15 protein-coding genes are annotated in these 12,199 nt (G+C 67.2%); 5 read left to right on the top strand and 10 right to left on the bottom strand.

From position 1 onward, the window contains the following. Window positions 1–66: 66 nt before the first annotated feature. From PARJ55_RS0117395 to yajC, 9 genes are read right to left on the bottom strand one after another with little or no spacing between them, the layout of a single operon-like run. Window positions 67–585, bottom strand: coding sequence for a DsbE family thiol:disulfide interchange protein (locus PARJ55_RS0117395; RefSeq protein WP_036698161.1), 519 nt, complete (start codon window positions 583–585; stop codon window positions 67–69). Window positions 586–598: 13 nt separating this feature from the next. After that, window positions 599–742, bottom strand: coding sequence for a heme exporter protein CcmD (ccmD, locus tag PARJ55_RS0117390; protein WP_028714180.1), 144 nt, complete (start codon window positions 740–742; stop codon window positions 599–601). After that, window positions 739–1,464, bottom strand: a complete 726-nt coding sequence (locus tag PARJ55_RS0117385; protein ID WP_028714179.1) for a heme ABC transporter permease — start codon at window positions 1,462–1,464, stop codon at window positions 739–741. The genes ccmD and PARJ55_RS0117385 overlap by 4 nt, the downstream gene beginning before the upstream one ends. A 52-nt stretch (window positions 1,465–1,516) precedes the next feature. Next, window positions 1,517–2,173, bottom strand: coding sequence for a heme exporter protein CcmB (ccmB, locus tag PARJ55_RS0117380; RefSeq protein WP_028714178.1), 657 nt, complete (start codon window positions 2,171–2,173; stop codon window positions 1,517–1,519). A gap of 30 nt (window positions 2,174–2,203) precedes the next feature. Further along, complete coding sequence (gene ccmA / locus PARJ55_RS0117375) at window positions 2,204–2,836, bottom strand: heme ABC exporter ATP-binding protein CcmA (protein WP_028714177.1); 633 nt, start codon at window positions 2,834–2,836, stop codon at window positions 2,204–2,206. Beyond that, complete coding sequence (locus PARJ55_RS0117370) at window positions 2,833–3,189, bottom strand: Mth938-like domain-containing protein (RefSeq protein WP_028714176.1); 357 nt, start codon at window positions 3,187–3,189, stop codon at window positions 2,833–2,835. The genes ccmA and PARJ55_RS0117370 overlap by 4 nt, the downstream gene beginning before the upstream one ends. Next, window positions 3,189–4,181: a protein translocase subunit SecF gene (gene secF, locus PARJ55_RS0117365; RefSeq protein WP_028714175.1), complete on the bottom strand. Its 993-nt coding sequence runs from the start codon at window positions 4,179–4,181 to the stop codon at window positions 3,189–3,191. Before secF ends, PARJ55_RS0117370 begins: the two co-directional genes overlap by 1 nt. A gap of 12 nt (window positions 4,182–4,193) precedes the next feature. Next, window positions 4,194–5,858 (bottom strand): protein translocase subunit SecD, encoded by a 1,665-nt coding sequence (secD, locus tag PARJ55_RS0117360; protein WP_028714174.1) that lies wholly within the window; start codon window positions 5,856–5,858, stop codon window positions 4,194–4,196. A gap of 15 nt (window positions 5,859–5,873) precedes the next feature. Further along, the gene (gene yajC / locus PARJ55_RS0117355; RefSeq protein WP_028714173.1) at window positions 5,874–6,206 is read right to left on the bottom strand and encodes a preprotein translocase subunit YajC; all 333 of its coding nucleotides are present in this window, start codon (window positions 6,204–6,206) and stop codon (window positions 5,874–5,876) included. Window positions 6,207–6,387: 181 nt separating this feature from the next. Between yajC and mazG the strand changes: the two genes are divergently transcribed. Beyond that, on the top strand, window positions 6,388–7,239 hold the full coding sequence (mazG, locus tag PARJ55_RS0117350) for a nucleoside triphosphate pyrophosphohydrolase (protein WP_028714172.1): 852 nt from the start codon (window positions 6,388–6,390) through the stop codon (window positions 7,237–7,239). A 73-nt stretch (window positions 7,240–7,312) separates the two neighbouring features. Beyond that, window positions 7,313–8,158 carry a phosphotransferase gene (locus tag PARJ55_RS0117345; RefSeq protein ID WP_232215735.1) on the top strand — a complete coding sequence of 282 codons (846 nt, stop codon included), beginning with the start codon at window positions 7,313–7,315 and terminating at the stop codon, window positions 8,156–8,158. Here the strand turns inward: PARJ55_RS0117345 and dusA are convergent. After that, entirely contained in the window at window positions 8,142–9,152 is a 1,011-nt protein-coding gene (gene dusA / locus PARJ55_RS0117340; protein ID WP_084637898.1) for a tRNA dihydrouridine(20/20a) synthase DusA, read from the bottom strand. The genes PARJ55_RS0117345 and dusA overlap by 17 nt on opposite strands. Window positions 9,153–9,264: 112 nt before the next feature. Here dusA and PARJ55_RS0117335 point away from each other — a divergent pair, with 112 nt between their 5' ends. The 3 genes from PARJ55_RS0117335 to PARJ55_RS22420 all read left to right on the top strand — a co-directional run. Further along, window positions 9,265–10,350, top strand: a complete 1,086-nt coding sequence (locus PARJ55_RS0117335) for a site-specific integrase (RefSeq protein ID WP_028714169.1) — start codon at window positions 9,265–9,267, stop codon at window positions 10,348–10,350. 245 nt (window positions 10,351–10,595) lie between these two features. Further along, entirely contained in the window at window positions 10,596–11,816 is a 1,221-nt protein-coding gene (locus PARJ55_RS23050; RefSeq protein ID WP_028716867.1) for a Hint domain-containing protein, read from the top strand. 259 nt (window positions 11,817–12,075) lie between these two features. Beyond that, window positions 12,076–12,199: helix-turn-helix domain-containing protein (locus tag PARJ55_RS22420; protein ID WP_036714424.1), on the top strand; the 124-nt coding region annotated here is incomplete at its 3' end.

The following is a 12,199-nucleotide window of genomic DNA, read 5'->3' as shown; positions in this document are numbered from 1 at the left end:
GGTCTCCTCCAGGCTTCTTCGTTCCGAAAATACCCATGCAAGGCCGCAGCCAGGCCGGCGCGGCCCTCATTCGGCCGCCAGCGCCTTCTCCAGCTCGGGCAGGAAGCGGTTCGTGTAATCCTCGCGCACCAGCGGGCCGGCATGGCGATAGAGGATGCGGCCCGAACCGTCGATGATGAAGGTCTCGGGCGGCGCCGTCACGCCCCAGTCGATCGCCACCCGGCCGCGCGGATCGGTGGCCAGCGCATGGAACGGGTCGCCATGCTCGGAGAGGAACCCCAGCGCCGCGCCCTCGGGATCCTTCAGGTCGACGCCATAGACCGGCAGCCGGGCGGAAAGCTCGGTCAGCGTCGGATGCTCGGCGCGGCAGGGCGGGCACCAGCTGGCCCAGAAATTCACCAGCTTCACCCCCGGCTGGCGCAGCATCTCGTCGGTCAGCTGCGCCTTGCCGGGCAGCGTGGTCTCGCCCACCGAAGGGGCCTCGCGCCCGACCATGGCCGAGGGCAGCGCGTCGGGATCGTCGCGCAAGAGCGCCCAGCCGGCCAGCCCGGCGAAGCCGGCGAAGACCGCCACCGGCAGCATCATCATCGGCGAGACCCTAGCCACGGCGCTCATGCTCCTGCAATTCGCGGCGGGCCCGGGCATTGGCCAGCACGGTCTGGACGATGATGCCGACCAGCAGCACCAGGCTCGCGCCATAGGCGGCCAGGACGGTGGTGGCGTATTTGCCAAGCTCGGTCATGCGCGGTTCTCCCTTGCCAGCAGCGCGGCCAGGCGGCGGCGGCGGATCTCGGTGCGGGTGCGGATCAGCAGAAGCGCCAGGAACAGCAGGAAGAACCCCGCCATGGTCAGATACAAGGGATAGCGATAGACCGCCGCCATCCGCTCGCCCGGCGCCAGCGACAGCGAGGCGCCCTGGTGCAGGCCCTGGTTCCAGAAATTCACCGCATAGCGCGACAAGAGCGCGAAGACCGAGCCGACAAGGCACAGCACCCCGGTCAGGTCGGCGGCGCTGTCGGGGTTCTCGACCGCCTCCCACAGCGCCATATAGCCCAGATAGAACAGGAACAGGATCAGGAACGAGGTCAGGCGCGGATCCCATTCCCACCAGGTTCCCCACATCGGCTGGCCCCAGATCGCCCCGGTGATCAGCGCGATCAGCGTCATCACCGCACCGACCGGCGCGGCGGCCTTAGCGGCCAGCGCGCTGACATGGTGGCGCCGGATCAGCCAGATCAGCGAGGTGACCAGCATCATCAGCCAGATGTTGATCGCCATCAGCGCCGCGGGCACATGCAGGAAGATGATCTTGACCGTCGAGCCCTGCTTGTAATCCTCGGGGGTCAGGAACCCCCAGACCAGCCCCGCGACGGTGCAGATCGCCGCCCCCGCCACCACCCATGGCAGGATCGCGCCCGAGATGCGCATGAATTTGACGGGGTTGGCATATTCCCAGATCGACATGATTGCTCCGTAAACCGGGCGCGCCGCCCGCTCAAGTGGCTCGATGTCGCATTCACCGCAGATTGACGCGCAGGGCCGCGGCGGCGGCAAAGGGCGCCAGCGCCCAGGTGGCGAGCGTGATCGCGGCAAGAAAGACCAGCGGCACCGTCGGGTCGGCGCCTGCGGCACCCCGCCGCACCGCCTCGGCCCCGAAGATCAGCGTCGGCACGTAAAGCGGCAGCACCAGAAGCGACAGCAGCAGGCCGCCCCGCCGCAGCCCCACCGTCACCGCGGCCCCGAAGGCGCCCAGCATCGACAGCGCCGGGGTGCCGAGGATCAGCGAGGCGACCAGCCAGGGATAGGCCGGCCCCGGCAGGTGCAGCAGCAGACCGAAGACCGGCGCCGACAGCGCCAGCGGCAGCCCGGTCACCAGCCAATGCGCCAGCGCCTTGATCGCCACCGCCCCCTCCAGCGGCAGCGGCGCCGTGCCCAGCAGGTCGAGGCTGCCGTCCTCGAAATCCAGTGCGAAGATGCGGTCGAGCGACAGAAGGCAGGAGAGCAGCGCCCCCACCCAGAGAATGCCGGGGGCGATGCGCGACAAGGTGCCGCCCTCGGGGCCGACGCCGAAGGGGACCAGCGTGCAGACGATCAGGAAGAAGGCCAGCGCCAGCCCGAAGCCGCCGCCGGCCCGCGTGGCCAGCCGCAGGTCGCGGATCAACAGCGCCTTCATCCGCCCGTCCCCGTCATCCGCCCGTCCCCGTCATCCGAATGCCTCGTTGAATCCGGCCGGGCGCGATTCGCGGCGGGCCTGCGTGGCGCGATAGGGGCCAAGGTCGAGGATCTCGGCCTCGGGCATGCCCAGGTCGATATGGGTGGCGATCACCGCCGCACCGCCCCGGCCCAGATGGGCGCGCAGCATGGCGGCGAACAGCGCCACCGAATCGCGGTCCAGCGATACCGTCGGCTCGTCCAGCAGCCAGACCGGCCGGCCCGTCACCATCAGCCGCGCCAGCCCCAGCCGCCGCTTCTGCCCGGCGGAAAGCGCGTGGGCCGGCCGCGCCGCCAGCTCGCGCAGGTTCATTGCCTCCAGCGCGGCGGCGATGTCGCGGCCGCCGAAGATCTCGGCCCAGAAGCGCAGGTTCTCGGTCACCGTCAGCGCCGGTTTCAGCCCGTCGGAATGCCCGGCATAGGCGACGACCTCCGGCACGGCCTCGATCACGCCGGCGACCAGCGGCTGCAGCCCGGCCAGCGTGCGCAGAAGCGTGGTCTTGCCGATGCCGTTCGGCCCGCGCAGCACCAGCGCCCGGCCGGCATCGAGGCTGAAGGAAACCCCCTCGACGGCACGCAGCCCGCCCCGCGCCACGGCCAGGTCGCGGACCGCAAGCAGGCTCATAGCGGGATCAGCGCACAGGCCACGCGCCGGCCTTCGGACAGCGTGACGTTGTAGCTGCGCGCCGCCGAGGGCGAGCTCATCGGCTCGGCCATGACGCCCGCCTCCTCCAGCGCCGCGGCCAGGTCGCGCGGCGGGAAGGCGATCTCGGCCCCCATGCCCAGGAACAGCACGTCCACCTGCCCGGCCAGCGCCAGCAGCGCCGCGCGATCCGCAAGCCCGGACCAGGGCCGCACGCCCTCGGCGGTGACGATCACCGCGCCGTGATGCACCACGCCGCCGACTCGGAAAAAGCCGGGGCCGTAGCCGTCCACCGGCACGGCCCCGGAAAATTCCGTCGGCACCATCGTGGGCATCAGGGGGCGTCCCGGAAGGCGGCGGGGATATCCTCGCCCGGGGCCTTTTCACCCGCGCCGGGCTTGGACCAGTCGCGCTTGACGCCCAGCCACAGCACGATGTTCTTGGCGACATAGATCGTCGAATAGCAGCCGACGATCACGCCCCAGAGCATGGCGATGACGAAGTCGCGGATCACGTCGCCGCCAAAGATCAGCATCGCGGTCAGCGCGATGGCGGTGGTGACGGCGGTCATGATGGTGCGCGACAGCGTCTCGTTGCAGGTCAGGTTCATCAGGTCGAGCAGCGGCCGCGTCTTGTATTTGATCAGGTTCTCGCGCAGCCGGTCGAAGACCACGACCGTATCGTTGCAGGAAAAGCCCAGCGTCGTCAGCAGCGCCGCGATGGTGGTCAGGTCGAAGCGCAGCTGGAACAGCGAGAACAGCCCGACCGTCAGCAGCACGTCGTGGATCAGCGAGATCACCGCCCCCAGCGCGAACTGCCATTCGAAGCGCAGCCAGATGTAGAACATGATGCCGATGGTCGCCGCGCCCACGGCATAGAGCGCGGTCTTGATCAGCTCGCCCGAGACCTTGGGGCCCACCGATTCCACCGCGGCGAAGGTCACCTGCGGATCGACGGTCTTCAGCGCCGCCTCGATCTCGTTCAGCTGCTCGGGCGTGACCGAGCCGGTCTCGTCCGTGGTGCCGATGCGGATCATGGCGACATGCTTGGTGGTGCCGAAGGCGGGATCGAAGACCTCGGTGATCGAGACGTCGCCCAGATCCAGCTGATTCATCGCCTGCCGATAGTCGCCGACCTCGAAGGCCGTCGGGCTTTCGGTGCGGATGGTAGTGCCGCCCTTGAAGTCGATGCCGAAGTTCAGCCCCATGACCAGCAGCAGCAGGACCGAGGCGACCATCGCCGCGGCCGAGATGCCGAAGGTCAGCCATTGCCAGCGGAAGAAGTTGAAGCTGGTATTGTCGGGAACGAGTTTCAGACGAAATGCCATGGTCCTGCTCCCTTACAAGATCAGTTCTTTGGGCTTGCGCCATTCCAGCCAGAACACGATCAGCAGCCGCGTCAGGTAGATCGCGGTGAAGACCGAGGTGACCAGGCCGATGGTCAGCGTCACCGCGAAGCCCTTGACCGGGCCGGAGCCCAGGAAGAACATGACCATGGCGGCGATGAAGCTGGTGACGTTGGCGTCGATGATCGCGCTCATCGCCTCGTTGAAGCCGTCGTCGATGGCCTTGACGATGCGCTTGCCGGCGCGCAACTCCTCGCGGATGCGCTCGTAGATGATGACGTTGGCGTCCACGGCGGTGCCGACGGTCAGCACGATGCCGGCGATGCCGGGCAGGGTCAGCGTCGCCCCCATCATCGACATGACCGCCAGGATCAGGATGACGTTGACGATCACCGCGACCGAGGCGAAGATACCGAACAGCCCGTAGCTGGCGACCATATAGGCCACCACGGCGACCGTGGCGATGACCGAGGACAGCCGGCCGGCGTCGATGGAATCCTGCCCCAGTTCCGGGCCGATGGTGCGTTCCTCGAGGAAGGTCATCTGCGCCGGCAGGGCGCCCGCGCGCAGCAGCACGGCCAGCCGGGTGGATTCGTCCACGTTCATCGCGCCCGAGATCTGGCCCGAGCCGGTGGTGATCGCCTGCCGGATCACCGGCGCCGAGATCACCTGGTTGTCCAGCACGATGGCGAAGGGCTGGCCGATATTGGCCGAAGTATAGGCCCCGAACCGCTTGGCGCCCGAGGGGCCGAAGCGGAAATCCACCGCCGGCTGGCCGTTCTGGTCGAAGCTGGGCCGGGCGTCGGTCAGCTCCTCTCCGGTCACGACCGGGTTTTCCTCGATGACGTAATAGACGCCGGGCTCGTCCATCGAGGGCAGCAGCACGTTGCCGGTGCCGGGGCGCGCATTGGCGTCGGTGGTGCGGTTCACCACCGGGTTGAAGGTCAGCTTCGCCGTGGTGCCGATGAGCTGCTTGAGCTCTTCGGCCGAGCCGATGCCGGGCACCTGGATCAGGATGCGGTCCTTGCCCTGGCGCATGATCGTCGGCTCGCGCGTGCCGACCTCGTCGATGCGGCGGCGGATGATTTCCAGCGACTGCTGCACGGTGCGATCATCGGTCGCGGCCTTTTCCGCGTCCGAAAGCTGCACGTGGAGCCGGTTGCCCGAGGCCGAGATCGCCAGATCGCTCTGCCCCGCCCCGGTCAGCGAAGTGACGGGCGTGGCGAGGCCGCGCGCGATCTCGACCGCCCTGGCCATCTGCTCGGGATTGCCGATCTCGACCGCCAGCTGGCCCGCGGGGGCCTGGACGCGGCGGACGGCGCCGACCACCTCGCGCTGCGCCACCAGCGCGTCGCGCAGTTCCGGCCAGAGCAGATCCATCCGCGCCTTGTAGACATCCTGGACATGCACCTCGCCCAGCAGATGGGCGCCGCCGCGCAGGTCGAGGCCCAGGTTGACCAGGCCCGAGGGCAGCCAGTTCGGCCATCCGGCGCGGGCTGCGGCTTCCTCCGAGGTTTCGAACCCGTTGCGTTCGGCGGCGGTGATGGCGTCGTTATGCTGCTCGACCTTGGTATAGAACAGGTTCGGCATCGCATAGAGCAGGCCCAGGGCGACCAGCCCCAGGATCAGCAGACGCTTCCAGAAAGGGATGTCCAGCATGGCGGGATGTGGTCTTCAGCTGTTGGCGGCGGCGGGCTGGGTGCGGTTCACCAGCCCGGTCACGGTCGAGCGGATCACCCGGACCTTGACGCCGGGGGCGATCTCGACCTCAAGCTCGTTCTCGCGCACCGAGGTGACCTTGCCGATCAGCCCGCCCTGGGTGATGACCTCGTCGCCCTTCTTCAGCGCCTCGACCATGGCGCGATGTTCCTTCATGCGCTTCTGCTGCGGGCGGATCATCAGGAAATACATGATGACGAAGATCAGGATGAGCGGCAGGAACGAGGCGAGTCCTGCGGCGCCGGAAGCGCCTCCGGCGGCCTGGGCATAGGCGGGGGTCACGAGCATTAAGTCTATCCCTGTGCTGTCGATCTCCGGGCGGTCCCCCGGCGGAATTGGCGCGCACCCTATCCGCGGCTCGGACCGATGGCAAGAAAGCCCGGACCGGGCGCCGGCGACGCCGCGCCGTGGACATGGGGCCGCGCATGTGGCAGGTCAATGCGGGCCAAGCCTATCTAGGGGGATCACCATGGCTGAGGACAAGGCGCCCCATCCCGCGCCGGACCATCCCGCGCTGGCCCGCGATGCGGCGGACCGCACCGGCATCCGCCGGCTGCTGGCGATCATGGCGGCGCTGCGCGATCCGCAAAGCGGCTGCCCCTGGGACATCGAGCAGGACTTCGCCTCGATCGCGCCCTATACCATCGAGGAGGCGCATGAGGTCGCCGACGCCATCGCGCGCGAGGCCTGGGACGAGCTGCCGGGCGAGCTGGGCGACCTGCTGCTGCAGGTGGTCTTTCACGCGCAAATGGCCGAAGAAGCGGGCATGTTCGATTTCGCCGACGTGGTGGCGACAATCTCGGACAAGATGATCGACCGCCATCCGCATATCTTCGGCGACGAATCCCGCGACAAGTCGGCCGCCCAGCAGATCAAGGACTGGGAGGCGATCAAGGCCAGGGAACGCGCCGCCAAGGCGGAAAGGGGCGTGCTGGACGGCGTGGCGCTTGGCCTGCCGGCGCTGACCCGCGCGGTCAAGCTGCAGAACCGCGCCGCCCGCGTCGGCTTCGACTGGCCAGGGCCCGCCGAGGTGCTGGACAAGATCGTCGAGGAAAGCCGCGAACTGGTCGAGGCCCGGGCGGGCGCCGATCACGCCCATTTGACCGAGGAATTCGGCGATCTGATGTTCGTGATGGCGAATCTGGCCCGGCATCTGGACATCGACCCCGAGGAGGCGCTGCGGCTGGCCAATGCCAAGTTCACCCGCCGGTTCCGCGCCATCGAAGCGGCGCTGGCCGCGCGGGGCCGCCGCCCCGAGGACAGCGACCTGGCCGAGATGGACGCGCTTTGGAACGAGGCCAAGGCTGCCGAGCGCGCCTGACCCGCTGGCCGCCATCGCGGCGCTGCCGGGGATCGAGCCGCTGCGCCTGCTGCGCGACCGGCCCGACCGGCTGGTGCTGCAGATCCGGCTGGACGGGCGCCCGGCCTGGCTGAAGCTGTGGCGCGGCCCCGATCCGGCGGCCGCGGTCGCACAGGCCGAGTCGCGGCTGCGCGCCGCGGCGCTTGCGCTGGGACAGGCGCTTGACGCGGTCGCCCCGCCGCTCCTGGTCCTGCCCGAACGGGGCATCCTGATCACCGCGCCCGCGCCTGGCCGGCCGGTGGCGCAGGCCCTGGCCGGCGCCGGCGAGGCAGAGCGCGCCGCGCTGATCGCGCGCATGGGGCTCTGGCTGCGCCGGCTGGCCGGCACGACGCGCGCCCGCGGTCGCTTCGGCCCGCGCTTCTGGCTGAACGGGCTCGAGGCGCGGATCGCCGCCGCCACGGGCGACTGGATCGACCGCGATCTAGTCGCCGGCCATATGCGGCGGATGCGGGCCGAGGCCGAAAGCCTGCGCAGCGCCGCGGTCGAGCGCGGCCTCTGCCACGGCGACCTGACCCCCGACAACCTGTTCGTGGATGCGCCCCGTCCCGGCCTGCTGCGGCTGACCGCCATCGACATGGAGGGCGCGACCGAGATGGCGCTGGCCCGCGACATGGCGCGGCTGCTGGTCTGGCTGGCAAGCCGGCGCGAGCCGCCCCCGGCCCGGACCCGCGACGGCATCGCCCTGCCCGACTGGCTGGCGCTGACCGGGGTGCCGGGCCTGATGGCGCCGGACCAGGCGCCGATCCTGCGCTTCCTGATCGGAGAGCTGATGCTGGCCTATTATCTCGACAGCGCGCGCCAGCCCGCGCGCCGCCGGGCGCTGGTCCGGGCGATGCGGGACTGGGGCGGGCAGGATCGGGCGATCACGCCGGCGCCATGACCTCGGCCAGCGCGGCGTCATAGACCGCCAGCGCCTCGGCCCGGTCGCGGGCGCGCGACGCGCCCTCGGACAATTGCCGCCGCCAGCCGCGCGCGCCGGGGCGGCCGTGGAACAGGCCCAGCATGTGCCGCGTCGCCTGATGCAGCCGCCCGCCCCGGGCCAGATGCGCCTCGACCAGCTCGCGCAGCGCCCGCGCCGCCTCCAGCGGGTCGGCGAAGCGCGGCTCGTCGCCCCAAAGCCGGTCCGCCTGTCCCAGCATGTCCCAAGGCTGGTGATAGGCCGCCCGTCCGATCATCACCCCGTCCATCGCCGCCAGATGATCGCGCGCGGCGTCGAGCGAGGCGATGCCGCCGTTGATCGACAGGTGCAGGTCGGGAAACGCCTGTTTCATCCGATGCACCAGCGGATAGTCCAGCGGCGGGATCTCGCGATTCTCGCGCGGGGAGAGGCCCTGGAGCCAGGCCTTGCGGGCATGGATGGTCAGGCGGCGGACGCCCGCCTCGCGCATGCGGGCGATGAAATCGGGCAGCACCGCCTCGGGATCCTGCTCGTCCACGCCGATGCGGCATTTCACCGTGACCTCGACCGGGCTGGCGGCGATCATCGCCGCAGCGCATTCGGCGACCAGTTCGGGCCGGGTCATCAGCACGGCGCCGAAACAGCCCGATTGCACCCGGTCGCTGGGGCAGCCGACGTTCAGGTTGATCTCGTCATAGCCCCATTCCGCGCCGATCCGCGCCGCCTCGGCCAGCTGCGCGGGGTCCGAGCCGCCCAGCTGCAGCGCCACGGGATGTTCGGCCGCGTCGAAATCCAGCAGTTTCGCGCGGTCGCCGTGGATCAGCGCCGGGGCGGTGACCATCTCGGTGTAAAGCAGCGCCCGGCGCGACAGCAGCCGGTGGATGCGGCGGCACAGGCTGTCCGTCCAGTCCATCATCGGGGCAACGGACAGCATTGCGCTATTGTTTTTATTGATAAAATTGCCAGTTCTGGCCATTTCTAGCACCCGTTGCGGCCTCTTATCCTGCCTTGTTTTTGCTGGTTTAATTCCGTTCCCGTTTTTGCTTTGCTTACGTTTAGCAAGAATCGCAGAGGCTTTAGCAAATCACATGGGAACGATCACCGAGCGCCGCCTCAAAGACGGCTCGATCGTCTATACCGCACAGGTCCGGATAATGCGAGATGGCAAGAAGGCCTCCGCGTCCTCCACCTTCGAGAGGAGGTCGGCAGCCGAGGCATGGCTGCGCCGTAAGGAAGCTGAGCTAAAGAAGCCAGGCGGGTTCGAGAAGATGGAACGCCAGCGCACCGGCGGCGCCACGTTGGCCGAGGCGATCGACACATATGCCAGGACGTCGACAAAGCAAATCGGCAAGACCAAGGCGCAGGTGCTGAAGTCCATCAAGTCCTTCGAAATAGCCTCCCTGCCCTGCGCCGCCGTAACTTCGCAAAAGCTCGTCGAGTTCGCGCAGGAGCTTTTCGACGGTGGGCGCCAACCCCAGACGATCGGCAACTATCTGTCCCACCTATCGGCGATCTTCGCCATCGCAGAGCCGGCATGGAAGATTCCGCTGGACCCGGCCGAGATGCGCGCCGCGACGACCGTGTGCAAGAACCTTGGGCTGATAGGCAAATCCAAGAAGCGCGACCGGCGCCCCACCCTTGAGGAGATGAACAAGCTGATGGCGCATTTCGAGGACCGCTGGCGCAAAGGCCGCGCGCTTCCCATGCACAAGGTCTGCGCCTTCGCGATCTTCTCGACCCGCCGTCAGGAGGAAATCGTGAGCATCACCTGGGCGGATCTCGAAGCCGGCCGCGTCCTGGTGCGCGACATGAAGCACCCAGGCGAGAAGGAAGGCAACGACATCTGGGTTGACCTGCCGCCAGAGGCCGAGCGTATCGTCAAGACCATGCCGGCCGAGAGCAGCCGCATCTTCCCCTACACAACCGATGCGGTGAGTACCGCGTTCACCAGGGCATGCAAGCTGCTTGGCATCAAGGACCTGCATTTTCACGATCTACGCCACGAAGGCGTGTCGCGGCTTTTCGAGATGGGCAAGACCATCCCCCAAGCTGCCAGTGTGTCGGGACACAGGAGCTGGCCCAGCTTGCAGCGCTACAGCCACCTGCGAGCGACGGGTGACAAATGGGCAGGCTGGAAATGGCTCGACAAAATTGCACCGCCAGCACCAAGCTAATGGGCGGCTACGATGATGATGGCTTCCGGAGCCCGAGCGCGTCCTTGCATCGTTCAGTTCAGAGTCAGCTGCACAAGAAATACGCACGCGACTGTGATTTTATTTGATCGCCAGCGAAGAATCGTCCATAGATAGAGTGCCGCGCTTCTTTTTCAAGCGTGCAATGTAAATTGCTCGGTGTCCCGGTTTCCTTTTCAACCTATCGACCGGCCAGGTTGGCGGCGGTCTGACAAAAGGTGGCATTCATGCCTTATATTACCGAGATCCCCTCAAACCTCATCACCGTGGGCCTTGATGGCGTCGTTGCCTTCGTTCCCGACACGTCACTGCTCAACGCGTTCGAATCCTCCCAGGAGTTCGCGCAGTATGACGTTGACGCCAACGGCGCCACGACGCTCAGCAACGGCGACAACATCACGCCGGTGGATGCTGAAGGCAATCCTCTCACCGGTACGGGCACCTATCTTGGATCTACCACGGTCCAGAACGCCGCGGCGTCTGTCGGCATTCCGGGCTTGTCAACCATCGGGTTGCAGGTGAATCCGATCAGCGGTCACCTGATGGAAGCCGATGGCTCTTATTATTTCGTGAGCGACGAGCCGCTGGACGACGACCATCTGTCGGTCACAGCTTCGATCACGGTCGCCGGTCAGACCGTTTCCGTGACGGGGCCCATTTCGGACATTGCCGAACAACTGGCGGCGGCAGTTGAGGGTATCCCGATAGCCGGACCGGTGGCTGCCGGCCTCATCCGGGGATCCGCCGATCTGATCCAGTCCACCGCCAACACGGCCATCGTAACGATGGAGCATGACCCCAACGGCACGCTGGAGTTGACCGACGACGAAGTCATCTGCTTCGCTTCCGGAACACTTATTGAAACCGAAAGGGGTTTCGTGGCGGTCGAGGATCTCAAGGTCGGCGACCTGATTGCAACGCGGGACAATGGCTATCAGCCCATCCGTTGGATTGGCTCCGTAAAGCTCTCCGCCGCAGTGTTGAAAGCCAAGCCGAAGCTGCTGCCAATCCGCATCAAGGCCGGCGCTCTTGGCAGAAAAACCCCTTCCACCGATCTTCTCGTGTCGCCGCAGCACCGGGTTCTCGTCCGGTCGAAAGTGGCGCAGAAGATGTTCGGCGCCATGGAAGTCCTGGTCGCAGCCAAGCAGCTGCTCCAGATCGAAGGTGTGGATATCGCCAAGGATATCGACAGCGTGGAATATTTCCACTTCCTCTTTGATCGGCACGAAGTAGTGAACTCCAACGGGGCCGCCACTGAGTCTCTCTACACCGGTGCCCAGGCGCTTAAAACGGTGGGCCCGGCCGCACGCGAAGAGATCTTCTCCCTTTTCCCGGAACTCCGGGAGGAGGAATTCGTACCTGCGCCCGCACGCCTCCTGCCGTCCGGCCGCAAGGCGCGCAAACTAGCAGTCCGTCACATTCAGCACCATCGCTCCATGGTCTGCTGATCGCAGATTCATAGCAGCTTCCAGGGGTCACGGAGGAATCCGTGGCCCTTTTTTATCGACGCGCTCAAGATGCCGGCAACTACCTCCCCCCATCTCGCAAAGATCGCGCCGGAGAGGCCTGCGGCCGCGACCGCGGCGCTGAGAACGGCGGTGAGAAATTCGTCCACGGTAGCGGTGGCTTGGTGCTGCTGCGGGCGGCGTAAAAGTCGTCCACCTATTCCCTTTCTGCGGCGGCAGGGAGGGCGTGAGGATTTACAGCGTGGACCTATATCTGAGAGTTCGCCAGGCTTGCGCGGAAGGCATGAGCCAGCGGGAAGCGGCGCGGGTGTTCAACATCTCGCGTGACACGGTTGCGAAGATGATGACCTTCTCGGTGCCACCGG

It is taken from the genome of Paracoccus sp. J55, from assembly GCF_000513975.1.
Taxonomy (GTDB): domain Bacteria; phylum Pseudomonadota; class Alphaproteobacteria; order Rhodobacterales; family Rhodobacteraceae; genus Paracoccus.
This window is presented reverse-complemented; position numbering and strand designations above follow the sequence as displayed.

Coding starts and splice junctions, on each gene's coding strand:
- PARJ55_RS0117395 (WP_036698161.1), bottom strand. CDS start 585: ATGATGCTGCCGGTGGCGGTCTTCGCCGGCTTCGCCGGGCTGGCCGGC.
- ccmD (WP_028714180.1), bottom strand. CDS start 742: ATGACCGAGCTTGGCAAATACGCCACCACCGTCCTGGCCGCCTATGGC.
- PARJ55_RS0117385 (WP_028714179.1), bottom strand. CDS start 1,464: ATGTCGATCTGGGAATATGCCAACCCCGTCAAATTCATGCGCATCTCG.
- ccmB (WP_028714178.1), bottom strand. CDS start 2,173: ATGAAGGCGCTGTTGATCCGCGACCTGCGGCTGGCCACGCGGGCCGGC.
- ccmA (WP_028714177.1), bottom strand. CDS start 2,836: ATGAGCCTGCTTGCGGTCCGCGACCTGGCCGTGGCGCGGGGCGGGCTG.
- PARJ55_RS0117370 (WP_028714176.1), bottom strand. CDS start 3,189: ATGCCCACGATGGTGCCGACGGAATTTTCCGGGGCCGTGCCGGTGGAC.
- secF (WP_028714175.1), bottom strand. CDS start 4,181: ATGGCATTTCGTCTGAAACTCGTTCCCGACAATACCAGCTTCAACTTC.
- secD (WP_028714174.1), bottom strand. CDS start 5,858: ATGCTGGACATCCCTTTCTGGAAGCGTCTGCTGATCCTGGGGCTGGTC.
- yajC (WP_028714173.1), bottom strand. CDS start 6,206: ATGCTCGTGACCCCCGCCTATGCCCAGGCCGCCGGAGGCGCTTCCGGC.
- mazG (WP_028714172.1), top strand. CDS start 6,388: ATGGCTGAGGACAAGGCGCCCCATCCCGCGCCGGACCATCCCGCGCTG.
- dusA (WP_084637898.1), bottom strand. CDS start 9,152: ATGGCCAGAACTGGCAATTTTATCAATAAAAACAATAGCGCAATGCTG.
- PARJ55_RS0117335 (WP_028714169.1), top strand. CDS start 9,265: ATGGGAACGATCACCGAGCGCCGCCTCAAAGACGGCTCGATCGTCTAT.
- PARJ55_RS23050 (WP_028716867.1), top strand. CDS start 10,596: ATGCCTTATATTACCGAGATCCCCTCAAACCTCATCACCGTGGGCCTT.